The following is a 25480-nucleotide window of genomic DNA, read 5'->3' on the forward strand; positions in this document are numbered from 1 at the left end:
GGTGCGCCCGCGCGAACTACACAACGCGCGCCCGATACCCGTGCGCCGTCGGCTCGGCCGGCGGAACCTGCTCAGCCGGGGCCGTAGGTGATGAAGGCCGTGATCACGAACCACACGAACCAGGCAACGGCGACGAAGATGCCGAGCGCGTATACCGCGCGCATGACCGCCCGCCCGAAATCGATATCACCGGCTTCCCGGGGGTACAGCTGCCACGGGCTGAACCAGGGCGCGCGGAACCGCCGCCCGCCGGCCATGCGTTCGAGTTCGGCGAGATCCTCGGCGTACTGTTCGGCCTCCGCCTGGGCCGGACTGCCGTGCCACAGCGTGACATCGACCGGGCCCAGGAAACCCTCTTCGATCAGTAGCTGGGGAGCCGGCAGGTACGCCAGGATGCCCAGGCCGCGGAAGGCGGTCGCCACATCGTTGGCAGTCCAGCGGTGTGATTCCCGCTGGGCGAGGACGCCGAAGTAGTGCCGGAGCTGTTCGGCGTCGTCGCCGACGATCACATCGAAACTCGGGTCGTGCACCTTCTGGTCGATCTGCACCGGGACCCGCTGGAACGGCACGATCAGGGCGACACCGTGGACCATGCGCTGCCCCAGCCCGCGGGCGGCCAGCCAGCTCTGCAGTGCGAAGGTGTGTTCGCGGGACCGCTCCAGCAGCGACCGGTCGTCGGCGGCCTCCAGCTGGGCCCGCACGCCGTTGAGTGTCGACCTGCCGGTGAGCGGAACATGCAACGTACCGCCGTGATCACTGCGCAGACCGGCCACGTCGATGACGACGCAGCTCGTCGGCGTCCACACCACGGCGTCGAAATGGTAGGTGGCGCCGTCGTACAGGAGGTCGCAGTTGACCGTGGCGACTCCGTGCGGACTGTCGGCCGTGCCCCAGCCGCTGAGCCAATCGATCAGGGACCGCTCGGCAAAACTGTCGGTGCTGTCCTGAACCTGCACGAGCATGGTGACCGCCCTTCGCGTCCGAACCGAGACTCCTGCGGCGCCGAGCGCGGCGCACCTCTCGAAACTACCGGTCCGGCTCCTCCGCCGGAAGTTTCCCGGCCCGAACCGCGGCGGCGAGTTCGGCGTGATCGGCTTCCGTACGGTCGGCGTAGCGGACCGCGAAATCGGCCACGGCGCCGTCGAAGTCGGCTTCTTCGCCGAGATAGCCGCTGATCAACCGGGGGTCGAGGGAGCGGGCGTGAGCGCGGGCCAGCAGGGCGCCGGCCAGCCGCCCGTAATCGTCGAGATCGTGCGGTTCGAGTTCTTCCGGCGCTATCCCGCCCTTGAGATTGCGGAACTGGCGGACGATGAACGGCAGTTCCCGGCTGCCGCCGCCGGGCTGCGGAATCGCCATGGTGGTCCAGCCGAGAAGGATATCGGTTTCGGTCTGAACCAGCCTGGCGCCCTGGACGATTCGCTTCCCCTCGTGTTTCGGTGCCGGGATCCCGAGTACCGGTGCCAAGGCCGAGGGGGCGGCCTGTTTGAGTTGCAATACCAGTACTTCACCCGAATTCCCGTGCAGCAGAGCAACATAGCTGTGCATGCCGACGCTGCCGGTGCCGACGATCCGGAACGCGATATCGGCGACCGCGAACCGCCCGAGCAATCCCTGCCGCGATTCGCGCAGACTCGACCCGTAACGTTCCAGCGCATCGATGGCCGCGTCCTCCACCTCCTGTGTCACGGTGGTGAGGATCGGCGGATCACTGACGAAACGGTGGCTTTCCACACCCGTTTCGTGATCGTCGATATGTGTCCACTTGCGGACGACCTTCTCGCTGGTGTTCTTACGCGCCTTTTTGGCGGCCTTCTTGAAATTGTCGAGCAGATCGTCGGCTTCGACGCGGTCCAGAATCGATTCGTCGGCCAGAGCCGACCACGAGGTCAGGAACGGCCGTTGCGCCAATGCCGCGGCGGTGCGCCGGTAACTGCGCGCGGCATCGGCTGCGGCGGTACGGCATTCGTCCTCGTCCGCGCCGCCGACCCGCCCGGCGAGGACCAGGCTGGCCGCCAGTCGTTCCAGGTCCCATTCCCAGGGCCCGGGCACGGTTTCGTCGAAATCGTTGATATCCATGACGATTTCGCCCCGCGAGGTGCCGTACAGGCCGAAATTGCCCGCATGTGCGTCACCACAGAGCTGGGCGTGGAACCCGGTATCCGGGCTGCCCGCCAGATCGAGGGCCATCAAACCGGCCGCGCCCCGGTAGAACGCGAACGGCGACGCCAGCATCCGGCCGATCCGCAACGGAACCAGATGTTCGAGCCTGCCCTTGTTGGTGGCTTCCACGAATTCGACGATCGACGGCCGCCCCTCGGTACGGATCGCGCGATCGCGTGCGGTGGGCGACACCCGGTCGCGCATCGCACGACCGCGGGCCAGCATGTCCTCGGCGGGTATATACGAGCGCAAGGGGATACGACTGTTCGACACCGGGTAACCGTACCCACGGCGACCGCGGTCCGCGCCGGCATCACAACGAGGTTTCGGTATGCCGTACCCGTCCTTGCACCGGCCGGCACCGAATTCGGTCCCAGGCGGCGACCGATACGGGCTTCCCGGTGGGGAGCCGGGTCCGTATCTCGCCCATGACGCCCGGTCGGGTCGTCGTCGCTGCCGGTCACGGCGAGCCTCGGCGGCGGTGCGTACAGACCCGCCGGGCCCGGCCGCGGCTCGGTGGCCACAGTCCGCGGGAGCACCTGCCGGCCGGCAGGTGCGGCGCAGCACCCGGGGTGAGAACCCGGATGTGGCCGGGGAGTCGCACCCGGCATGCGTTCGCGCTCGGCGGTGAGGCCGAATAGACGGAACGAAGCGGAGCACCGGCCGACATGATCTTTCTCTCACTCATACCGGCGGTGCCGGGTGTTCGATGCTCGTTACTTCTCCGCGGACCGTGCGGGGGGTCGTGCTGGCATCGGCGGGGGTCGTGCGGTAAGCACTGCCATGTGACGAGTGATTCGGGAACCGGCGGATCCGAGACCGCGGCCGCGGACCGGCGATCCGGTGGAGCCCTCGGGGCGGTGCTGTCGGATCGGCTGCTCACCGTCCCCAATGTGCTCAGCCTGCTGCGGTTGATCGGCGTTCCGCTGTTCCTCTGGTTGCTGCTGGTGGAGCGGGCCGACGGCTGGGCGTTCACCCTGCTGATCCTCAGCGGCCTGACCGATTTCCTGGACGGCAAACTGGCCCGGCTGCTCGACCAGTCGTCGCGGCTGGGTGCCCTGCTGGATCCGTTCGTCGACCGGCTCTACCTGGTGACCACGCTCGCCGCATTCGTTGCCCGCGGCCTCCTCCCCTGGTGGGTGGCAGCGCTGCTGATCGGCCGCGATCTGGTGCTCACGCTCACCCTCCCGGTGTACCGCCGCCGCGGCCTCGACCCGCCCGAGGTCATCTATCTGGGTAAGGCCGCCACGTTCGCGTTGATGTCGGCATTGCCCTGGATACTGGCCGGAGAGCTGGACTGGGCGGGCGACGGTTTCGGCAGGGCCTTCGGTGGGGCACTGCTCATCTGGGGTACCGCGGTCTACGTGTGGACCGGCCTGTTGTACCTCGGCCGCGCGATCGCCGTCGCACGTACCGTGCCCCGCCCCGGTGGCACACCCGGGCGGGATACCGGCGCGGCGGACCCCGGCGGGCTCGCATAGAGTTGCTGCATCGTGCACGACGACACGAGGAAAGGACACCACGTGAATCCGGCTCCGGAGGACCTGCGCTACACCGCCGAACACGAATGGGTGCGTCGGATCGAGCCCACCCGGGTCCGGGTGGGAATCACCGATTACGCGCAGTCGCAACTCGGTGACGTCGTGTTCGTTCAGTTGCCCGAAACCGGTGCCGCCGTTGCCGCCGGGGACGGTATCGGCGAGGTCGAATCGACCAAGAGCGTTTCCGACATCTACGCTCCCCTGAGCGCGAAAGTCGTTGCGGTGAACCAGGAACTGGAGGCGAAGCCGGAAACGCTGAACACCGATCCCTACGGTGGCGGGTGGTTGTTCGAACTCGAGGTGGACAGTGCCTCGGCACTGGACTCGAGTCTCGGTGAACTACTCGATGCCGCAGGTTATCAAGGAGTTATCGGGGGCTGATCCAGCCTTCCCGGTTCTACCTGCACGGGCACGGCCCGGCAGGGTACGGTCAATGCCAACGGATGTGCCGCCCGGAGTCGGGGCCGCCGAGCCACGTCGCACCGCGGCATCTGCCTGCATGGTTTATGAGGTTCGAGGAGGAGAGAAACGGTGAGCGAGAACAAAGACCCGGGTTACGGGGAGACCGCGGCCGAGACGACGTCGGTCTTCCGCGCGGATTTCCTGAACGAGGTCGACGCATCGCGCTCCGGCGAGCCGACCGGCGAACAGCCGGTGCAGGGTGTCGAAGGTCTTCCGGTCGGAGCGGCGCTGCTGGTGGTCAAACGCGGCCCGAACGCGGGTTCGCGGTTCCTGCTGGATCAGCCGACCACCTCGGCCGGCCGTCATCCCGACAGCGATATCTTCCTCGACGATGTCACCGTCAGCCGCCGTCACGCCGAGTTCCGGCAGGACGAGGATTCCTTCCAGGTCGTGGATGTGGGCAGCCTGAACGGCACCTACGTCAACCGGGAGCCCGTGGACTCCTCGGAACTGCAGAACGGTGACGAGGTACAGATCGGCAAGTTCCGGCTGGTGTTCCTCACCGGTCCGCGGACGCAGGAGGCCGGTTCGGCCGCCGGGGCCGGTAGTTTGTGAACAAGTGATGATCGGTGCGCCGATCCGGGTGATCGGCGCTTCGGCATGAAAGACTCGAAGTCATGACAGGCGCGGCGCAACAGTGGGCGCACGGAGGGATGTCGATCGGCTCCGTGCTCGATCTGCTGCGGCCGGATTTTCCGGATATCACCATCTCCAAGATCCGTTTCCTGGAAGCGGAGGGGTTGATCCGCCCGGAACGCACCCCCTCGGGTTACCGCCGATTCTCGGTGGCCGATTGCGAGCGGCTCCGGTTCGTACTGACCGCGCAGCGTGACCAGTACCTGCCGCTGAAGGTGATCAAGGAACAACTCGAGGCAATCGACAGCGGAGCGGCGACGCTCGGGGTGCGCGAGGCCCGGGCACGGGCGCGCACCGCCCGTCCGGATGCGGGGCAGGATATGGCGGACGACGGCGCGACGACACCGCGGCCGCCGCGCCGGTTGGCGGTCCAGCCCGGCCGGATCACCGTCGACGAGCTCGAGTTCGATCACGAGATCCGGGTGACCCGCGAGGATCTGCTCGAACAGGCCGGTATCGACGAGAAATTCCTCACCGATCTGATCCGGGCAAATCTGATCACCCCGGGCCCCGCCGGTTTCTTCGACGCCGACGCGGTGACCTTGGCCACTACGGCCAAGGCGATGGCCGAATTCGGTTTGGAGGCCCGGCATCTGCGTGCGTTCAAACTCGCCGCGGACCGGGAGGCGGCGCTGGTCGCGCAGATCGCCGCACCGATCGCGAAAAGCCGCGATGCGGGCGCCCGCGCCCGCGCCGAGGAGACCGTGCGGGAACTCGCCGCACTGTCGCTCACCTTGCACGCGAGCCTCGTGAAAGCCTCGGTGCGCAACTCACTGGGCGGCTGAGTCGCCCGCGCCGCATACCGCCGCCACCGGCGGTATCGGCCTGACCTGCGGCGAGATCACCCGGCGCCGACGCCGGTGGCAACACACCGATTCCGGTGTCCGTGTGCCATCGCGGCAGCGCCCGGAATTCGCCTAGACTCGTGGTACGGCGAGCCCTGCATCGGCGAGGGCGGGCGGCCGGGGAGTATGGGAGGCAGTGCGATGAGCGAAATGCGCGTGATCGGCATCCGGGTCGAGCAGCCACAGAACCAGCCCGTCCTGCTGCTGCGGGAGGCCAGTGGTGAGCGGTATCTGCCCATCTGGATAGGGCAGGCGGAGGCCACGGCGATCGTGCTCGAGCAGGAGGGGGTCACCCCGGTCCGGCCGCTCACCCACGATCTGATCAAGGTTTTGATCGCCGATCTCGGGCATACCCTCGAAGAGGTTCATATCGTGGATCTCAAGGAGGGCACCTTCTATGCGGATCTGGTGTTCGAGAACGAGGTGCGGATATCGGCGCGCCCCTCCGATTCGGTGGCCATCGCATTGCGCGTGGGCTGCCCGATCTATGCGGCGGAATCCGTGCTCGAGGAAGCCGGTCTGGTGATGCCCGACGAACGCGAGGACGAAGTCGAAAAGTTCAAGGAGTTCCTCGAGTCGGTATCCCCGGACGATTTCAAAGCGACCGACAGTTGAGTTTCCCGATTATTTTCTAGACCTCAACTACAGGTCGAGACTGTTACCGCGCGTCGCGTTTGGATCGGCACCTCTGCGGCCGAGAGAATGGGAAGAGTAGCCTCGTATTCGACGCCGGGCCGTCGAGTATGGGCACAGATCGGCGGAGCAAGGGAGTAGTTCAGTGGCAGAGCATATGCGGGATATGCGGTCGGAAGTCGGCCCGCCTCGGCGCTACGAAATACAACCCGGTTTGTTCCCCGACGATTCGGTCCCCGACGACCTGGTCGGATACCGGGTTCCGACGGCGTGCCAGGTCGCCGGTATCACCTACCGGCAATTGGACTACTGGGCGCGGACCGGCCTGGTCAAACCCTCCATTCGCAGCGCGGCCGGGTCGGGTAGTCAGCGACTGTATTCCTTCAAGGACATCCTGGTCCTGAAAATCGTGAAACGTCTGCTCGATGCCGGTATTTCGCTGCAGAACATCCGCATCGCGGTCGATCATCTGCGCAGCCGCGGTGTACAGGATCTGGCGAATATCACACTGTTCTCCGACGGCACCTCGGTCTACGAGTGCACCTCACCGGAAGAGGTCGTCGATTTACTGCAGGGCGGCCAGGGCGTATTCGGTATCGCGGTCAACAGCGCGATGCGCGAGCTCACCGGCGCGATCGCGGCTTTTCCCGCGGAACGCGCGGCGGAGGCCCCCGAGCGACCCGAGGACGAATTGTCCTACCGGCGCAAAGCACGTATGACCCGCAAAACCGGGTAACGCGCTCCGCGGGTTCCGGCGCCTACGGGTGGCGGTGCGGCCGAGGACACATACCGGGTGCGTTCCCGCTCGGCCCGGCCGCCGGGCTAAGATATCGAAGCGCCGTAGCCGTGCGGGAGAGCCCCGGGTCCGCTGAGGATCCGGGCGCCGAAGGAGCAGCACCTCCCCGTCAATCTCTCAGGCACCAGGACCGTACGGGAACCGGCGCCTCTGGAAAGTGGTGGCTGCGGGCCACCCGCCCAAGGTGAAAGGCGGTCGGTCCCGGCCGCCGAAGCTCTCAGGCGCCGCGACAGAGGGGGAGGGCCCTGTGCCGGCCGTACGGTCGGCCGCCCTACCAGGGAGCCGTGGTGACCCAGAGCTTCGCAGACCGGCATATCGGACCCGACGGCGCCGGGTTCGCGCATATCCTCGCCGAGATCGGTATCGCCTCCGCCGATGATCTCGCCGCGGCCGCGCTGCCCGCCGGAATCCTCGACACCTACCCGCCCGCCGGGGATACCGGCCCACTCGCGGGTCTACCGCCGGCCGCGAGTGAGCACGAGGTGCTGGCCGAGCTGGCCGCGCTCGCGGCCACCAATACGGTGGCCACCTCGATGATCGGGCTCGGCTACTACGACACCCTGACCCCGCCCGTGCTGGTGCGCAACCTGCTGGAGAACCCGGCCTGGTACACCGCCTACACGCCCTACCAGCCCGAGATCAGCCAGGGCCGGCTCGAGGCGCTGCTCAATTTCCAGACCATGGTCACCGACCTGACCGGTATGGACGTGGCGAACGCGTCGATGCTGGACGAGGCCACCGCGGCGGCCGAGGCGATGACGTTGATGCACCGGGTCGGCCGCGGCCGCGGTACCCGCCTGGTGGTCGACCGTGATCTTTTCCCGCAGACCCGTACCGTGCTGACCACCCGCGCCGAACCGCTCGGCATCGAAATCGTCGAGGCCGATCTGGCCGGCGACGGGCTGCCCGACGGCGATTTCTTCGGCGTCTTGCTGCAGGTGCCGGGGGCGTCCGGGCGTGTGGTCGACTGGACCGGCATCATCGCGCAGGCCCATGAGCGCGGTGCGCTGGTCGCCGCCGGCGCGGATCTGCTCGCCCTCACCCTGATCACCCCGCCGGGAGAGCAGGGCGCCGATATCTGTTTCGGGACCACGCAACGGTTCGGCGTGCCGATGGGCTTCGGCGGCCCGCATGCCGGTTATCTCGCGGTACGCACCGCCCAGGCCCGGCAGTTGCCCGGCCGCCTGGTCGGGGTGTCCAAGGACGCCGACGGCGCCTCCGCCTACCGGCTGGCGCTGCAGACCCGGGAGCAGCATATTCGCCGGGAGAAGGCCACCTCCAATATCTGCACCGCGCAGGTGCTGCTGGCGATCGTCGCCGGGATGTATGCCTGCTACCACGGCGCCGACGGGTTGCGGGCCATCGCGCGGCGGGTGCACGGGCATGCCGAGCAACTCGCGGCCGCGCTGGGGGAGGCGCTGGTGCACGACAAGTATTTCGACACCGTCCTCGCTCGTGTCCCCGGACATGCCGAGAGCGTGGTCGCCAAGGCTGCGGCACGCGGCATCAACCTGTGCCTGGTGGACGACGACCACGTCGCCGTCGCCTGTGACGAGGCGACGACCGGCGACCATATCGCCGCGGTACTGGACGCGTTCGGTGTCGCGCCCGCCGAACCCGTCTGCGCGGGTATCGCCGACCGCACCTCGGAGTTCCTGACCCATCCGGCGTTCACCCGCTATCACACCGAAACAGCCATGCTGCGGTATCTGCGGGCGCTGTCGGACAAGGACATCGCGCTGGACCGCAGCATGATCCCGCTCGGCTCCTGCACCATGAAACTCAATGCCACCGCGGAGATGGAGCCCATCACCTGGCCCGGTTTCGCCCGGCTGCATCCGTACGCGCCGGCCAGCGACGCACCCGGCTTGCGGCGCGTGATCGACGATCTGGAGCGCTGGCTGGCCGAGATCACCGGATACGACTCGGTGAGCCTGCAGCCGAACGCCGGGAGCCAGGGCGAGTACGCGGGCCTGCTGGCCATCCGGCGCTACCACCTCGACCGCGGCGATACCGGCCGCGACACCTGCCTCATCCCGTCCAGCGCCCACGGCACCAACGCCGCCTCCGCGGCCATGGCCGGTCTGCGCGTGGAGGTCGTGAAATGCCGGGAAAACGGTGACGTCGACCTGGATGATCTCCGCGCCAAAATCGCCGACCACGCCGACCGGCTGGCCTGCATCATGATCACCTACCCATCCACGCACGGCGTGTACGAGCACGAGATCGCCGAACTGTGCGCGCTGGTCCACGACGCCGGCGGCCAGGTCTACGTCGACGGTGCGAACCTGAACGCGCTGGTCGGGCTGGCCCGGCCGGGCCGGTTCGGCGGTGATGTCAGCCATCTCAATCTGCACAAGACGTTCTGCATTCCGCACGGCGGCGGCGGTCCCGGCGTCGGCCCGGTCGCGGTGCGCTCGCATCTGGCGCCGTACCTGCCCGGGGATCCACTGGTCACCGATTCGCACGCCGTATCGGCGGCGAACTACGGCTCGGCGTCGATCCTGCCGATCACCTGGTCGTATATCCGGATGATGGGTGCGGACGGTTTGCGCCGCGCCACCCTCACCGCGATCGCCTCGGCGAACTACCTGGCCCGCCGGCTGGGCGAGCACTACCCGGTGCTCTACACAGGCGCCGGCGATATGGTCGCGCACGAATGCATCCTGGACCTGCGCGAGATCACCAAACGCACCGGCGTCACCGTCGACGATATCGCCAAACGGCTGGCCGACTACGGATTCCACGCGCCCACCATGAGCTTCCCGGTGGCCGGCACCCTCATGGTGGAACCCACCGAGAGCGAGGATCTCGCCGAACTCGACGAATTCGCCGAGGCGATGATCGCCATCCGCCGCGAGATCGACCGGGTCGCCGCGGGGGAGTGGCCGGCGGACGACAACCCGCTGCGCAACGCCCCGCATACGGCGGCGTGCCTGGTCGCCGACTGGGAGCATCCCTACAGCCGGGAGGTCGCGGTGTACCCGCGCGGGGTCGCGCATACCCGGGCCAAGGTGTGGCCGGCGGTGCGCCGGATCGACGGTGCATTCGGCGACCGCAACCTCGTGTGCACCTGCCCGCCGATCGACGCCTACAGCGACTGACAGGTCCTATCCGTCGGCGCCGGTATAGGGCCGTCCCCTGTCTCGAGGTTCCGGCGGTAAGGCCACCGGGACCCCGGCCGGTCGGTGGTCCGGGCAGTCCGGCAGTGACTCGGCCGACCCGGCTCCGCACGACTGTGCGCCGTACGACCCGGCTCCGCACGACTGGGTGCCGCGCCGACTGGACACCGCACCGAGACTGGGTGCCGCACCGGAGGTGCGATCACCCCGTCGGTGGCGCCGGTGTGGCCCGCGGTATCGAAAGACCGTGAACTGTCAGCCGGCCGGTTCGGCCGGTTCGGCCGGTGTTCCGCGTGCGACGCGTTTTCCGGGTCGGAAACGACGCTGCGTAGCAGAGTGCGGGTGTCCGTTCGCGGATGATTCGGTCGGCACCGGATTCGGAGTGTGCCATTCATTGTGTGCGCAGCTGAGCGGCCGGAGAGGCCACTACGCCTTACAACGGAGCGCCGCGGCGGTCCCGGGAGTCGGCGGACGAGGACTGACGCGACGTGTTGGTGCGCTGGCGTCTGCGTTTGCCGCCGAGGCCGATGACGACCTCATACACCGCCTGATCGGGGCGGTGTATGCCGTACGCGGACTGTCACGGTGTTATGCAGGATGCGGACTGTCGCCCACCGGTATGCGGACTGTCGCCCACCGGTCAACAGACTCGGCGGCCGTTGAGCGAACTCGCCCGAGCGCTGGACTCCAGGCCGCGCGGTCCGGCCTGCGAGCGACGGAATACGACCTCGCCTGTGGGGTCAGGGCGTGGTCAGGGCGCTGACCATGGCCGTCCCGAATTCGAGATCGTTACTGGTGGGCAGGACCTTGTAGGTGCCTCCGGTGCGTTCGGCGAGGGTGCGCAGGGTATCGGCGCCCGCGCCGCCGACAACGATCACATCGACGCGGATCGGCGTCTGTGGGTCGCCTGCGTCTTCGATGGCGGCCAACAGTTCGGCACCGCTGAGGGCGGAGCTGTCCTCCGGGCCGTCGGTGACCAGCAGGATCGAATTGGTGCGGTCGGCGGCATAGTTCTCGATCGCGCTGCGGTAGGCGGCGAGCAGCGCCGGGTAACACTCGCCGGTATTCGCGGCCGCCGCCTCGATATCGCCCAGTGAACCCATCAGCGTCCCGCGATGCTCGTCGCTGAGCGGGGCGGTATCGGCGACCACGTCGTACGGGTTGCCGCCGGTATTCGCGCCGAAGGTCCATATCCCCAGACCGAATTCGGGTGGCATCACGTTGACGGTGGAGGCGAGCGCGCCGACGGCATTGGTCAGCCGGCTCTGTTCGCCGTCGGTGGTCGCCATCGACGCCGAAACATCCACGAGGGCGGTCGCGTGGACGCCGAGGACGGGGTTGTCGAGGACGGCGCGGAGCCGGTCCAGCGCGACCCGCGGCGGGGCGGCGACCGGGCCGGCCGGTGGGGCGGCGAAACCGGCCGCGAGCAGATCACGTTGCTGTTCCGGTTTGCGCAGGTATTCGGCGAACAGGCCGGCGATCAGGTTCTCGGCCTTGTCCACCCACGGCCCGGACATCAACGCGGCCGGGTAGTCGGCCATCGGCGCCGCACCGGCCGGTAGGTAGGACGTGGCGCCGGGGTTCGCCGCGAGCAACCGCTGGGTCACCGGCACCGCGTGGACCGCGGCTTCGGCCGGGGCGTCCGCCGACAGTGCCGTGATCGCCGCCGAGGTGTCCGTGACTTCCGGTGCGCCGACCGCCAGTGTGGAGACCGCGGAGAGGGCCTGCCCACCGGTCGCCGCCTCCTCGGTCAGCGGCTCGGTACCGGAGATGGCACCGGCGACCGCGGCGGCCACCGCCAGCGTGGTGTCGCCCGGGGGGAGTGCCAGCTGCAGGCCGTTCCAGCCCGGTAGGCCGATGGCTTCGAGCGAACCCTGTTGCAGCCGGGGCAGATCCGCCCAGGAAGTCTGGGTGGCGGCGAGCGCGTGGCGTAGCACTTCGGGGACGGCCAGCACGATCGGGCTCGACGCGATGGAACGCGGTGTGCCCTCGACCAGGCCGGGTACCCGCATCGACTCGACCTGTCTGCTGGACACCGGGATCCACAGTGCCGGGCGAGGTCCGAGTACCGGATTCCAGGTGGCGCCGGAGGTGAAGGCGGCGACCATATCCGTGGCGGGCCGTTCGGTCACCACCACCTCCGCACAGTGATCCAGCACTACCGGCCGGGTCTCGTTGTAGCGGGCCGCGATAGTGCGGACCGGGTCCGCGATCTCCGGGTCGACGGTGACATCCAGGATGGCCGGGCCCTCCGCGCAGGATCCGTCGGCCGTGGTGCCGCCCGCCGAATCCGGGCGTAACTGCCACCAGCCGACAACGACCGCGAGCAGGGCCACGACCACCACCGCGGTGATCACCGGCCCCTTGCTGATTTCCCGGGAAGAGCCGGTGCTGCGATGGGTACCCACGGCCAGCCAGTGTAAGGAGCGCAACCCCGATACGCCTCCGGACCCATCGACGGACCCCGGGGTGGGGCCCGCCCGGTTCTGGAGCGACGGAGCGGGGGAGCGAAGCGGAGGAGCGGAGGAGTGAAGAACCGGGCCTATAAGGGCCCCACCCTCGAGGCGCGGAGCGCCTCCAAAATTACAGCCCCGCCCTTTGCGGACGGCCTACCGCAACCGCAGAACCTCGACCCCGGCCCTGCCGCTGAAGTATTTCGATGCCGGCCCTGCTGCGTTCGCCGACGAGGGTCATCGCGACGAACGCGCCGGAGGCGGTGCACGCGGCACCACCTCCGGCATCGCACCAGCTCGTTCTGGCTACTCGCGGATCATCTTTCCCCGGTCGAATTCGTGCCCGCCCCACACCCCGGACTGGCCGGTCCGTTCGGCGAAGTCACGGCAGTCCGGCCGGATCGGGCACCGGCCGCATACCGCACGCGCGTACTCGAAGTCCTGCGATGGATACGGAAACCACGCCTCGTGGTTCGGGTCGCCGCGGCAGGCGGCGCGATGCCAGCCGTGGCTGTCGGATATGGGCAGCAGATCTGCCAGCACTTCGACGGTCATATCGATCCCCTCCTCTCGCGGATCGGTTCAGGATGTCGCGGCCAGGTGCTTCCACACCCGGCGCTGTTCACGGGCCAGCGGTTGCGGTGCCCGGGGTTCCCACAGCAGCCGCATGCCCGCCTCTTCGGGAGTGCGGTCGGCCTTGCCGGTATTGCAGGGCACACAGCAGGCGATCAGGTTCTCCCACGTGTTGGGTCCGCCCCGGCTGCGCGGCCGGATGTGGTCGACGGTCGGCGCCCAGTCGCCGCAGTACCCGCACCGGTTACCGTCGCGCCGCAGCACCGCCGCGTGGGTGGCTCGGCTGCCCGGCGACCGGACGGTGATGTGGGCCAGGTACCGGTAGCGCACCAGCCGGATGGTCTCGGGCAGCAGGATCTCGGTGTGCCGGGACCGGATCGGGAAATGCGGCCGGCGGACCACGACCGATTCGGCGGTCCCGCCGATCAGCAGTACTACTGCCCGGTCGGCGGTGACCTGGTCCAATGCCTCGTAACTGGCGTTGAGCACCAGTACTCGACTGTGTATCCAATTGTCCGGCGTGAGGGTCACCGGTTCGGCGACGGCGGGAAACGGCATGGGAATCACCAGGTTTCGACGGCCGGGTACGACCCGGACTTCAACAGGGGAGAACGCGAACGCTTCAGCGATGCTGCGGGAGGAGCCGGTCGATCACGCGATCGCCGGTGGGTTTCGCCTGCCGCGACTGTTCGGCGTCCACCGGCAGTGCCGGCATCGATGGGCACTGCGATACGGTGCGCTGCCGTGATCGGGCGCTGTTCGCCGGTGCAATGGGATACAAGACCACTCCTCCCTCCTGAGTATCGTCGGCTGCCCCGGTGGCGGCCTGGTGGAATATATGGTGGCACAGGGCAGTAGCGGTTGTCGGCCCATTTTTCCGGGGCGGCGTTCCTGGCCGTCCGTGGAGGTGCTCCGGTTGATGTCGGCCGGGGTCGGTGGCGGCACGAACCGCATCGGACCGACTGTCCTTCGATCGAGTGCGGGGCATACCGGCCACCAGGCTTGCCGCCGACCGGGTCGCATCGTGTCTGCGCCCGGTCGGCCGGCTCACCAGGGTGTTCTCCGGCCGTCGCGCGGCCCGACGGGGTGCCGTCCGCTCTTCACTACGGAACGGCCCGGTGGTCGGGCCGGACCCGCAGCGGCAGCGTGTTGATGGACAGGCTCACCAGGTGTTCGAGGGTAGGGCGGTCGGGGAGGGAGTACCCCAGCCCTCCGATGTCGAGACGGCGGTGGTAATCGCAGGACCGGGTGCCCGGTGAGCCCTCTTGCTGCGAGTGGCCGGGCTTCGTCCGGACCCGGTGTCATGGGTGCCGTTCCGATGTGCCGGGGCCTGCCGGGAACGGAGTAGAGTCCGGGGCGGACAGCGGCACGCGCCCGCGCTCTCACCCGGCGGCCGAAGCGGCACTACCGGTCGGTAACATATCCATCGACTTTCCACCCGGTATTCGCGGAAGTGAGGCAAGTAGATGACAGAGCGGAAAAAGGTCGGCGGGCTCGAGGTTGCCACCGTTCTCCACGACTTCGTCGAGAACGAGGCGTTGCCCGGCACCGGCGTCGATTCCGCCGCGTTCTGGGCCGGCGCCGAGCGGATCATCAATGAATTCGCTCCGCGTAACCGGGCCCTGCTGGCCGAACGCGACGAAATCCAGGGCAAACTCGATGCCTGGCACAGCGAGCACCCGGGCGCGAACTACGATCGCTCGGCCTATAAGCGGTTCCTGACCGAGATCGGTTATCTGCGCCCCGAACCCGCGGATTTCACGATCGGCACCACCGGTGTCGACGACGAGATCAGCAGCACGGCCGGCCCGCAGCTGGTCGTCCCGGTCAGCAATGCCCGCTTCGCCATCAACGCCGCCAATGCGCGCTGGGGTTCGCTCTACGACGCGCTCTACGGCACCGACGCCATCCCGGAGACGGGCGGCGCGGAAAAGGGCACCGGCTACAACAAGGTGCGCGGTGACAAGGTCATCGAATGGGCGCGTAATTTCCTCGACGACGCCGTCACCCTGATCACCGGTTCGCATATCGGGTCCACCTCGTACGCGATCGTCGACGGGGAGCTCGAGGTCGGCCTGGAGGACGGCACCACGATCGGCCTGGCCGACGCCGGCCAGCTCGTCGGCTACCGCGGCGAACCGGCCGCGCCCACCGCGATCCTGCTGAAGCACAACGGCCTGCATATCGAGATCCAGATCGATCCCGAATCGCCCATCGGTAGCACCGACACCGCCGGTGTCAAGGACCTCGTCATCGAATCCGCGGTCACCACGATCATGGACTTCGAGGATTCGGTCGCTGCGGTCGACGCCGACGACAAAACCCTCTGCTACCGCAACTGGCTGGGCCTGATGAAGGGCGATCTCGCCGAAGAGGTCAGCAAGAACGGGAAAACCTTCACCCGCACCATGAACCCGGACCGCGTCTACACCGCGCTCGACGGTTCCGAGCTGGCGCTGCACGGCCGCTCGCTGCTGTTCGTCCGCAACGTCGGGCATCTGATGACCAGCGACGCCATCCTCGACGCCGACGGTAACGAGGTGCCCGAGGGCATCCTGGACGGCATCATCACCTCCCTCATCGCCAAGCATTCGCTGCGCAAGGATGTGGCGCTGTCCAACAGCCGCACCGGCTCGGTGTACATCGTGAAGCCGAAGATGCACGGCCCGGACGAGGTCGCGTTCACCAACGACCTGTTCGCCGCCGTCGAGGATGTGCTGGACCTGCCACGCAACACCCTCAAGGTCGGCATCATGGATGAGGAACGCCGCACCACGGTGAACCTGAAGGCCTGCATCGACGCCGCCGCCGACCGGGTGGTGTTCATCAACACCGGCTTCCTGGACCGCACCGGCGACGAAATCCACACCTCGATGCTGGCGGGTCCGATGATCCGCAAGGCCGAGATGAAGACCCAGCGCTGGATCCTGGCCTACGAGGACTGGAACGTCGATACCGGTATCGCCGCGGGCCTGCCCGGTAAGGCGCAGATCGGTAAGGGCATGTGGGCCATGCCCGACCTGATGGCCGGGATGCTCGAACAGAAGATCGGTCATCCGAAGGCCGGCGCGACCACCGCCTGGGTGCCGTCGCCGACGGCAGCCACCCTGCACGCCACCCATTACCACCTGGTGGATGTGTTCAAGCGGCAGACCGAGATCGCCAAGGGCGGTGCCCGCGCGAGTGTCGACGAGATCCTGGAGATCCCGCTGGCGGCCGATACGAATTGGAGCGACGCCGATAAGCAGCAGGAGCTGGACAACAACTCGCAGTCGATCCTCGGCTACGTGGTGCGCTGGATCGATCAGGGTGTGGGCTGCTCCAAGGTCCCCGATATCTCCGATATCGCACTCATGGAGGATCGCGCCACCCTGCGCATCTCCAGCCAGCTGATGGCCAACTGGCTGCGGCACGGCGTGGTCACCACCGACCAGGTGATCGCCAGCCTGGAGCGGATGGCGCCGGTGGTGGACCGGCAGAACGCCGGCGACCCGGGCTACCGGCCGATGGCCCCGGATTTCGCCGGGAGTGTTGCCTTCCAGGCCGCGAAGGAGCTGATCCTGGAGGGCACCACGCAGCCCAACGGCTATACGGAGCCAATCCTGCACCGCCGCCGCCGCGAAGCCAAGGCACTGGCCGCGAAGAACGGGTCCTGATCGCCCGCGTAACGCCGAACGCCGCCCCCGACCGAATTCGGTCGGGGGCGGCGTCGTTTCAGGCACGGCCGCGGACCACCGGCACTGGCCGGGCGCGGTGCCGGATGGGTCGTCCGGCGGATCGGAAACGCAGGTCATATGGAACAGGAAGGCCGCGCGATCATGCGTGCCGCGATGCCGTGGCGGCATCGGCGGTAGGCCGTGGGCCGGACGCCGCCTCCGGGCTGCGTTCCGGCTCGGGCCGGGAGGGCGCGGAATGTATTGGCCGGTGGACGGATACGTCGTGCGGGTTGATGTTACGGGGATCACCCCGGACTGCGGATGGCGCGCCGGGGGATTAGCTTTGTCGGGAATCGAAACAATACTTTGGGATCGAACAGATCTCACCCGATGGAGGAAAACCTTGCGCGTCCTGCTCGTCGCCAGCGCATTCAACAGTCTCACCCAGCGGGTGCACACCGAGTTACGCGGTCGCGGGCACGAGGTGGGTGTCGAACTGGCACTCGGCGACGATCTGCTGCGGGCCCGGGTCACGCATTTCCGCCCCGACCTCATCGTGGCGCCGATGCTGACAACGGCGATCCCGGAAGATATCTGGACCGCGCATACCGTGCTCATCGTGCATCCCGGCCCGAAGGGGGACCGCGGGCCCTCCTCGCTCGACTGGGCGATCAGCAGCGGTGCCCGGGAGTGGGGTGTGACAGTACTGCAGGCCGTCGCGGAAATGGATGCCGGACCGATCTGGGCTTCCGTGCGGTTCCCGGTGGCTGCCTGCGGGAAGAGCGAGCTGTACCGCAACGAGGTCTCCGATGCCGCCGTGACCGCGGTACTGCTGGCCGTCGACCGGTTCGCCGGCGGCGAATTCGAGCCCGAACCGCTGGATTACAGCCGTCCCGATGTGCGCGGGCAGCTGCGGCCCTACCATTCCCAGCAGTATCGCCGGATCGATTGGGGTACCGAGGACACCGCCTCGATCCTGCGCAAACTGCGCGCCGCCGATTCGCAGCCGGGAGTGCTCGACGAACTGTACGGCCGGGAGTATTTCCTCCACGGCGGTCACCGTGAGGACCGGTTGCGGGGCACTCCCGGGGCCGTCGTCGCGACCCGCGACGGGGCGATCTGCCGGGCCACTGTCGATGGCGCGGTCTGGCTGCCGCAGCTGCGTCGGCGCCGGAAACCGGGCGGGCCGGCAACCTTCAAACGTCCCGCCGCCGACGCGCTCGGCCGCGACCTGCCCGGGGATATTCCCGAGGTACCGGTCACGCCGGCCGAGGCAGCGGTCCGCGATACCTGGTCGGAGCTGTGCTATTACGAGCAGGGCTCCGTCGGCTATCTGGAATTCGCCTTCGCCGGTGGCGCCATGAGTACCGTCCAGTGCCGGCGCCTGCATGCGGCCTACCGGCAGGCCTGTGCGCGGCCGATCCGGGCGCTTGTCCTGGGCCCGGCCCGTGACTTCTTCTCCAACGGAATCCATCTCGATGTCATCGAGGCGGCCGCGGACCCGGCCGAGGAATCATGGCGCAATATCACCGCGATGAACGATCTGGTGGAGGCGATCCTCACCACGACGGACAAACTGGTGATCTCGGCGTTGACCGGGAACGCGGCGGCGGGTGGGGTGATGCTCGCGCTGGCCGCCGACGAGGTGTGGTGTCGTGAATCGGTCGTGCTCAATCCGCACTACCGGCTCATGGGCCTGTACGGCTCGGAATACTGGACGTATTCGCTGCCGCGCCGAGTGGGGGCGACCGAGGCCGCGCGCTTGACCAGAGAGACCCTGCCCGTCGGGGCCGGCGCGGCGGCGGCCATCGGTCTGGTGGACCGGGTGTCGGCGGGTGGTACCGCCGAATTCCGCGAATGGGTGCGCCGGGAGGTGGCCCTGCTCGCCGATTCGCCGGAGCTGGAGGCTCGCCTGACGGCGAAGAAACGGCAGCGGGAAGCGGACGAAGCGGTCAAACCGCTCGCCGACTATCGGGCCGAGGAGCTGGCACATATGCGTCGGAACTTCTTCGCCGAGGACGAGCCGTACCACCAGTTGCGGCAGAACTTCGTGTACAACGTCGTGCCCCCGGCCACCCCGGCGTATCTGCTGGGGTGAGGCATCGGTCGGAGCCGGGTAGCCCAGTTGTGACATCAGGTGGCGAGGGCATACTCGCCTGAGGTGAAATTTTTACTTTGTTGCCCGGTTCCGGGAACATCGAACTTCTGCCTGCGTGGCTGTGGTTCGGAAATCGACTAATACAAGCGGAGTAGAGACGTGCTACATCTCGAGCACTTCAGCAACGGCTGGGTGACTCCTGTCCTTGCCTATGTGATGTCATTCATCGGCTCGGTGCTCGGCCTGCGCTGCGCCGTGCGCGCGCGTACGGCGAGCCCGGCCTACGGCTGGCTGGTCGCGGCCGCGATCGCGTTGGGCGGGGCCGGAATCTGGGTTATGCATTTCACCGCGATGCTCGGCTTCACCATCGACGGGACGAGTATCCGGTACAACATGCCGATGACGCTGCTCAGCGCGGTGATCGCGATCGTCGTGGTGCTGATCGGGCTGATGATCGTCGTCCGCGGGCACCGGGAGGCGGTCGCGCTACCCCTCGGCGGTGCCATCACCGGGCTCGGCGTGGTGGCCATGCACTATCTGGGTATGGCCGCGATGAGCACCGGCGTCGATATGGAATACAGCACCGGCCTGGTCCTGCTGTCCATCGCGATCGCGGTGGTTGCCGCCACCGCCGCGCTGTGGTTCATGCTGCACGTGCAGGGCTGGGGTAATACCGTGGGGGCGGCGCTGATCATGGGTGTCGCGGTGTGCGGTATGCACTACACCGGTATGGCGTCCATGAGCGCCCATCACGGCGAACATCACGGGCTACCCGAGGGTGTCGCGCCCGTCGAGTTGCTCACACCGTTGCTGACCACGGTCGCACTGGTCGTCGTGGGTCTGGTGGTGCTCGTCGGTGTCGCCGAGCTCGAGGTACGCAGTGTCGCCGCGGCCGGTCCGGCGCCCGAATCGGGCAAATCCGGCACATTGCTCACCACGGACCCGGCCACATTGGCCCATAGTGGCCGTCAGTGGCCACGAATGCCCAGCCACGACTAACCTCGGAGATCGCCGTCGTGACACCGTGGGCGGGGCCCGGTTGTCCCGATGGGCCGGTGGTCCTATCCTGGGCCGCCGTATCTGCAAGCTGATGTGAGGAATGCTCGATGGGTAGTACCGTGCTCGATATCGCCGCGCTGATCGTTATGCGGGCGGGGGATTTCTGGAACTGGGTGGCCACCGGCTCGGCGGGTTTCCCGCCGCTGTGAGTCGCTGACCGGCCGATGCGGGGCCCGGGCGCCGAGTGTGCCCGGGCCCCGCTGTCGCGCGGGTGGGCGCCGGTGCGCCGGTCAGGAACCCACCACAGACTGCTGATCGGCCGGCGGCGTGTACACCGATTCGTCCACGTGCAACACCATGAAACCGTTATCGGAACAGGTGACATAGAGATCGTTGCCCCGCCATTCCGGTGGCGACAGGCACCAGTCGGTCGAGACATCGCCGAAGGCGAGCTTGCCGGTCCGCGAGGAGAGCGCCTGCGACGGGTCGAATTGACCCTCGAGTACCGCGCGGGCCGCGCTGGGCGCCGTCATCGCCGGAATACCGAGCAGTGAGGCCAGCGCATGCGGTGAGTTGGTCAGTTCGAGATTGCGCCCCGTGCGCGCCGGCGGGTTGAAATAGGCGATCTCCCGGATCGCGTGCGGGTCGCGGATATCGAACACCCGGATACCGGACGATATCCAGCCGCAGGCCAGTGCGGTGGGGTTCGCCGGCCGGTCGGCGGCGCAGTAATGGGATTCGTAGGCGAATATCGAACCTCCCATGGAGGAGGCGATATTGCTGTCCAGATTCTGCGGCAGGTTGATCTCCAGCTTCACCTTTGCGACGACCCGGGGGTCGGTGTCGTCGGAGACGTCGATCAGTTTCACGCCACCGGAACCGCCTTCGTCGACGGTGTAGATATGGGGTTTGCCGTCGTAGGTGACCGGAATACTGTGCTGCGTGGCCCAGCCGTCGGACCAGAACATCCGCCCGACGTGATGCACCTGCGGGTTGGGATCGCGCCGCTGTACCGCGCTGACGTCGAGCACCGTGACACCGCTGAGAGCCGACAGATACAGCCGATTGCCATCCGGGCTCACGCCGAAACCATGGGCGGTGATACCCGTGAGCCCCTGCCAGACGACCCGCGGGTTCGCGGGATCGGTGAGGTCGACCGCGCTGAGGAAACCGGGCGTGAGCCCGGAGGCCCAGTAGGTGTTGCCGTCGGGGGAGAACCCGCCCTCATGGGTTGTGATCGGCAGCGGCATACCGAGGTTCGTACCCGGGCCGGGATTCAGCAGCCGCGGATGTGCGCAATCGGAAATATCGTAGACCGAGAGATACCCGGCCCCGACCAGCATCGGGACCCCGGTGCCCACCAGCAGCTTGCGCCGGGCGTTCACCTTCAGACTCTCCCAGGTGCCGGCGACCATGGCCGGTTCGTTCAGGGTCACGGTCGGGCGGGGATGCGCCGGATCGGAAACATCGAGGACCTGCACCCCGCCGTTCTGGTGCAGCAGGTTACCGGGGAAGAAGGTCCCCATATAGGCGCAGTGCTCGAAACTGGTGGAGGTGATCCCCGCGCCGCGTCCGGCGAACTGGCCGACCATCGACATATTGCAGCGGTAGCCCTGGGTGCTGCGCCCGCTGTCGCGATCGGCTGCCGGAACATCGCCCTGCAGCCCGGGTTCGGGCAGGGCGCCGGGCCCGCATTCGGCGCGCGGTACAGCGGTACGGCCCACGTCGAGGAATTCCCGGACCTCGTTGTGGATATCGGCCTGCAGATCCGCTGTCGCACTGCCCGGTAGCAGTATCGCGGTGACCACGATGACCACGCCGAGCACCATCGCCCTGGCCCGCTGGAGTTCTCCGAAGGGACGCCCCATTGCATCCTCGCGCTTCCCGAGCTACCTCGTCCGACCCGCCCGGGCGGTGTTTTGGGACACCACCCGGAATTGTCCAGTGATGGTAGCGATTCGGCGTGCCCCCGTGGCGCGGTTTCGCCGAATGCCGGCGGTGTTCCGGCCTATCCGCGGAGTTGTTCCAGTAGGTATTCGCACTCGGCGACCAGCCGAGACCTGAGCGTGGCCGCGCGGTCCGCGATGGCCGATTGCTGCCGCACATAGACGGCGCGGCCGGCCGGGGTCTCTATCTCGATCGGCTCGTACCCGTACTCGCGGAGATCGTAAGGGGAGGCCCGCATATCGAGTTCGCGAGCGTCACGAGCCAGGGCGAAACAGTCCAGCAGCAGATCCGAGCACACCAGCGGGCTGAGCTTGAAGCACCACTTGTACAGGTCCATATTCGCGTGCAGGCAGCCCGGCTGCTCGGTGAGTGGCTGGTCGTCGCGGGTGAGATGCCGGTTGTTTCGACCTACGGCGGGCGGGGTGAAGAAGCGGAACGCGTCGAAATGGGTGCAGCGCACCGGCATCGACTCCAGCACGGCATCGGTACCCGCCGCACCCAGCCGCAACGGGACCGAATCGTGGCGCACCTCCCCGGTGCGGTACACCATCGCCCATTCGTGCAGGCCGAAACAGGACAGCTGGGCCGGCCGGGAGGCGGTCGCCCGCAGCAGGCCGGCGATGTAGGCCACGGTATCGCCGCGGGCGCGCAGGAACCGCGGATCGGCGGTCAGCACCGGCCCGGAGGCCGGGGTGGGCTCGTCGAGCCGATGATAACCGCGCAGACCGCTGTACTCGGCGGCGGCGCGTAGGGCGAGGCCGTACCCCGGATGCCAGCGGCGCAGCTGCGCCGGACGATGCCCGTAATAGGTCCACAGGAAGTCGAGCACCGGGTGCCGGGTCCCGGTGGCTCGCCGGCGTAGATAGTCACCGGCGAGCTCATCGGCGCGGGCGGTGTGCGCGGTGGCGCGGGGTCGCCATTCGGATTCGGCGAGGACCGTCACCGTGGCACCGACCGTCATTCGGCCACCCGGTGCGTGGCATCACGCACCGTACCGACGAACTGTTCGACCAGATCCTCGAGCGCCACGATCCCGACCGTGTTCCCCCGGGCGTCCACCACCCGGCCCAGATGACTGCTGGTGCGGCGTAGCCGGGCCAGCGCCTCGTACAGGGTGGTGCCCAGCAGTACGGTCGGCAGCGGCCGGATATCGGTGCGCGGGATCTCGGTATTCGGTCCGGCCGACTCGTCGGACACCTTGTCCAGCACATCCTTCACATGCAGGTACCCGACCAGCGACCCGTCCGCGGCCCGCACCGGATACCGGGAGAACCCGGTTTCGGCGACGGCGGTTTCGATATCGCCGAGCGTGGTGCCGCCCGCTCCCCGCAACGGCACGGTGCGCATCCGGTGCAGCGGGATCATGACCTCGGCCACGAACCGTTCTCCGGTACCCAGGGCCTGGGTGAGGCGGCGGTGTTCCTCCTCGTCCAGCAGCCCCTCGGACCGCGATTCGCCGATCATCTCGGCGAGTTCATCGCTCGATACCGCGGATTCGAGTTCGTCCTTCGGTTCGATACGCAGCATCCGTAGTGTCGCGTTGGCCGCGAAGTTGTAGAGCGCGATGAGCGGCCGGGCGATCCGCAACCAGGCCAGATGCAGCGGCACCAGCAGTAGCGCACTGCGCTCCGGACCGGCGAGCGCGATGTTCTTCGGGATCATCTCGCCCATCAGGATGTGCAGGATCACCACGATGGTCAGCGCCACCACGAACGACACCGGATGCAGCAGTGCCTCCGGCAGACCCACCAGTTCGAAGGGGTATTCCAGCAGATGCGCGACCGCGGGTTCGCCGACCCGGCCCAGCAGAATCGAGCAGATGGTGATGCCGAGCTGGGCCGCCGCCAGCATCATCGAAAGATTCTGGCCGGCCCGGATCACGGTATCGGCATTGCGTTTACCCTGCGCGGCGAGCGCCTCGAGCCGGTCGCGCCGGGCCGAGATCAGCGCGAATTCCGCGCCGACGAAGAAGGCGTTCCCGGCGAGCAGCAGCACAGTGAGCGCGACAGCGAACAAGTCACCCATGGTGGTACTCCCGTCCGGCGGGCTGGTGTTCGCGTTCGAGCGACCGGTCGTCGACCGGAACCAGCCGGATCCGGTCCACCCGGCGCCCGTCCATCCGTTCCACGCGGGCGAGCCAACCACCCGGGCCGTCGATATGGCGGCGGTCGTGGCCGCGCCGCTGCGGCAGAACGACGATATCGCCGGCCGCCGGGATGCGGCCGAGCCTGGTCAGCACCAATCCGCCGAGGGTTTCGTATTCGCCTTCGGGCGCCTGGTAACCGGTGGCCCGGGAGACTTCATCGATCCGGAGCAGCCCGGAACAGTCCCAGCCGTCGGAGACACGGCGGACGTCGCGTTCCTCCTCGTCGTGTTCGTCGCGGACATCGCCGAGGATCTCCTCGATGATGTCCTCCATGGTCACCAGACCGGCGGTGCCGCCGTATTCGTCGACCACCAGCGCGACCTGCATACCGTCGGCCCGGACCCGTTCGAGCACCTCGTCGCCGTCGAGACTGGCGGGTACGACGGGAACGGGTTGCGCGATCTGCGCCAGACCCACCCCGGCGCGGGTGCGCGCCGGATGAGTGAACGCCTGTTTGACGTGGACCACGCCGAGCGTGTTGTCCAGGTCGCCGTCGATCACCGGGAACCGGGAGAAACCGGTGCGGGCGGCGGCGGCCAGCAGATCGCCGATGGTATCGGTGCGTTCGAGCGCCTCGATCTTCACGCGGGGCGTCATCAGTTCCTCGGCGCTGCGTGCCCCGAACTGCAGCGACCGGTCCAGGATCTGGGCGGTGCGCTGATCGAGCGCACCGTGCTGGGCCGAGGTGCGCACGAGCGAACCCAGTTCCTGCGGCGACCGCGCCGAGCGCAGTTCCTCGGCCGGTTCCACCCCGAGCCGGCGCACCACCCAGTTCGCCGTCCCGTTGAGGAATTGGATCATCGGTTTGAACACCGTCGAGAACGCCACCATCGGGCCCGCAGTGGTGCGTGCGGTGGCCAGCGGTGCCGCGATCGCGATGTTCTTCGGCACCAGTTCGCCGTAGATCATCGACAGCGAGGTCGCCAGGATCAGGGCGAGGACGAGCGAGATACCGGTGGCCGCGGAATCGGGGATACCGACCAGGCCGAACAGTGGTGCCAGCAAACGGGCCAGCACCGGTTCGGCGATATAACCGGTGATCAGCGTGGTGATGGTGATGCCGAGCTGGGCCCCGGACAACTGGAACGACAGCGTGCGATGGGCTTGGCGGACCGCGCGGGCCCGCACGTCACCGTCGCGGGCATGCGCTTCGACGGTACTGCGTTCCAAGGCGGTGAGGGAGAATTCGGCGGCCACGAACAGGGCGGTGCCCGCGGTGAGCGCCACGAACCCGATCAGGCTCGCAATGGTGAGTACGACGGTCATATCACCACCACCCGGCGGGCTTCGGCAGCAACGGCCGGACGAACAGGTGGTCGGTGGAGGGTCGTGCGGAGGGGGGCGCCGGGTCTGTCACCCGGCTCGATAGATGAGCCCTCCTGAGTGGCGCCCTCGGACGCGGGTGACAACTGG

General features: G+C 67.9%; 19 protein-coding genes and 1 riboswitch. Of the genes, 10 read left to right on the plus strand and 9 right to left on the minus strand.

Annotated features, from left to right (window positions below):
• Positions 1-71 precede the first annotated feature (71 nt).
• Positions 72-962 carry an NERD domain-containing protein gene (locus ACFWPH_RS17165; protein ID WP_378752036.1) on the minus strand — a complete coding sequence of 297 codons (891 nt, stop codon included), beginning with the start codon at positions 960-962 and terminating at the stop codon, positions 72-74.
• A 64-nt stretch (positions 963-1026) separates the two neighbouring features.
• Positions 1027-2385 (minus strand): DUF2252 domain-containing protein, encoded by a 1359-nt coding sequence (locus tag ACFWPH_RS17170; protein WP_378752654.1) that lies wholly within the window; start codon positions 2383-2385, stop codon positions 1027-1029.
• Positions 2386-3020: 635 nt separating this feature from the next.
• Here ACFWPH_RS17170 and ACFWPH_RS17175 point away from each other — a divergent pair.
• From ACFWPH_RS17175 to gcvP, 7 genes are all read left to right on the plus strand, one after another.
• Positions 3021-3641, plus strand: a complete 621-nt coding sequence (locus tag ACFWPH_RS17175; protein ID WP_378752656.1) for a CDP-alcohol phosphatidyltransferase family protein — start codon at positions 3021-3023, stop codon at positions 3639-3641.
• 42 nt (positions 3642-3683) lie between these two features.
• A complete protein-coding gene (gcvH, locus tag ACFWPH_RS17180; protein WP_378752038.1) occupies positions 3684-4082 on the plus strand; it encodes a glycine cleavage system protein GcvH in 399 nt (132 codons plus the stop codon).
• A 150-nt stretch (positions 4083-4232) separates the two neighbouring features.
• Complete coding sequence (locus ACFWPH_RS17185) at positions 4233-4718, plus strand: FHA domain-containing protein (protein WP_030520553.1); 486 nt, start codon at positions 4233-4235, stop codon at positions 4716-4718.
• A gap of 62 nt (positions 4719-4780) precedes the next feature.
• Positions 4781-5584 (plus strand): MerR family transcriptional regulator, encoded by an 804-nt coding sequence (locus ACFWPH_RS17190; RefSeq protein ID WP_378752039.1) that lies wholly within the window; start codon positions 4781-4783, stop codon positions 5582-5584.
• Positions 5585-5785: 201 nt separating this feature from the next.
• On the plus strand, positions 5786-6259 hold the full coding sequence (locus ACFWPH_RS17195) for a bifunctional nuclease family protein (RefSeq protein ID WP_378752040.1): 474 nt from the start codon (positions 5786-5788) through the stop codon (positions 6257-6259).
• A gap of 175 nt (positions 6260-6434) precedes the next feature.
• Complete coding sequence (locus ACFWPH_RS17200) at positions 6435-7013, plus strand: MerR family transcriptional regulator (protein ID WP_378752658.1); 579 nt, start codon at positions 6435-6437, stop codon at positions 7011-7013.
• A 103-nt stretch (positions 7014-7116) separates the two neighbouring features.
• Positions 7117-7216: riboswitch (glycine riboswitch) on the plus strand.
• Positions 7217-7360: 144 nt separating this feature from the next.
• On the plus strand, positions 7361-10177 hold the full coding sequence (gene gcvP, locus ACFWPH_RS17205) for an aminomethyl-transferring glycine dehydrogenase (protein WP_378752042.1): 2817 nt from the start codon (positions 7361-7363) through the stop codon (positions 10175-10177).
• A 758-nt stretch (positions 10178-10935) separates the two neighbouring features.
• Here gcvP and ACFWPH_RS17210 read toward each other — a convergent pair.
• The 3 genes from ACFWPH_RS17210 to ACFWPH_RS17220 all read right to left on the minus strand — a co-directional run bounded on the left by ACFWPH_RS17210 (position 10936) and on the right by ACFWPH_RS17220 (position 13779).
• A complete protein-coding gene (locus ACFWPH_RS17210; RefSeq protein WP_378752044.1) occupies positions 10936-12603 on the minus strand; it encodes a VWA domain-containing protein in 1668 nt (555 codons plus the stop codon).
• A 351-nt stretch (positions 12604-12954) separates the two neighbouring features.
• Positions 12955-13203 (minus strand): WhiB family transcriptional regulator, encoded by a 249-nt coding sequence (locus tag ACFWPH_RS17215; protein WP_280419384.1) that lies wholly within the window; start codon positions 13201-13203, stop codon positions 12955-12957.
• Between the two features lie 27 nt (positions 13204-13230).
• On the minus strand, positions 13231-13779 hold the full coding sequence (locus ACFWPH_RS17220) for an HNH endonuclease (RefSeq protein ID WP_378752046.1): 549 nt from the start codon (positions 13777-13779) through the stop codon (positions 13231-13233).
• A 908-nt stretch (positions 13780-14687) separates the two neighbouring features.
• Here ACFWPH_RS17220 and ACFWPH_RS17225 point away from each other — a divergent pair.
• The 3 genes from ACFWPH_RS17225 (at position 14688) to ACFWPH_RS17235 (ending at position 19974) form a co-directional block, all read left to right on the plus strand.
• Positions 14688-16877 carry a malate synthase G gene (locus ACFWPH_RS17225; RefSeq protein WP_378752048.1) on the plus strand — a complete coding sequence of 730 codons (2190 nt, stop codon included), beginning with the start codon at positions 14688-14690 and terminating at the stop codon, positions 16875-16877.
• A 403-nt stretch (positions 16878-17280) separates the two neighbouring features.
• Positions 17281-18975, plus strand: coding sequence for a hydrogenase maturation protein (locus tag ACFWPH_RS17230; RefSeq protein ID WP_378752050.1), 1695 nt, complete (start codon positions 17281-17283; stop codon positions 18973-18975).
• A 159-nt stretch (positions 18976-19134) separates the two neighbouring features.
• Positions 19135-19974 (plus strand): MHYT domain-containing protein, encoded by an 840-nt coding sequence (locus ACFWPH_RS17235; protein WP_378752052.1) that lies wholly within the window; start codon positions 19135-19137, stop codon positions 19972-19974.
• A gap of 290 nt (positions 19975-20264) precedes the next feature.
• Here the strand turns inward: ACFWPH_RS17235 and ACFWPH_RS17240 are convergent, their stop codons facing one another.
• The 4 genes from ACFWPH_RS17240 to ACFWPH_RS17255 form a co-directional block, all read right to left on the minus strand.
• Positions 20265-21842, minus strand: coding sequence for an LVIVD repeat-containing protein (locus tag ACFWPH_RS17240; protein ID WP_378752054.1), 1578 nt, complete (start codon positions 21840-21842; stop codon positions 20265-20267).
• A gap of 140 nt (positions 21843-21982) precedes the next feature.
• The gene (locus tag ACFWPH_RS17245; protein ID WP_378752056.1) at positions 21983-22882 is read right to left on the minus strand and encodes a 3-methyladenine DNA glycosylase; all 900 of its coding nucleotides are present in this window, start codon (positions 22880-22882) and stop codon (positions 21983-21985) included.
• A complete protein-coding gene (locus ACFWPH_RS17250; RefSeq protein ID WP_378752058.1) occupies positions 22879-23946 on the minus strand; it encodes a hemolysin family protein in 1068 nt (355 codons plus the stop codon). Before ACFWPH_RS17250 ends, ACFWPH_RS17245 begins: the two co-directional genes overlap by 4 nt.
• On the minus strand, positions 23939-25333 hold the full coding sequence (locus ACFWPH_RS17255) for a hemolysin family protein (RefSeq protein ID WP_378752060.1): 1395 nt from the start codon (positions 25331-25333) through the stop codon (positions 23939-23941). Before ACFWPH_RS17255 ends, ACFWPH_RS17250 begins: the two co-directional genes overlap by 8 nt.
• Positions 25334-25480 lie beyond the last annotated feature (147 nt).

Source organism: Nocardia sp. NPDC058499 (assembly GCF_042719915.1).
Classification (GTDB): domain Bacteria; phylum Actinomycetota; class Actinomycetes; order Mycobacteriales; family Mycobacteriaceae; genus Nocardia.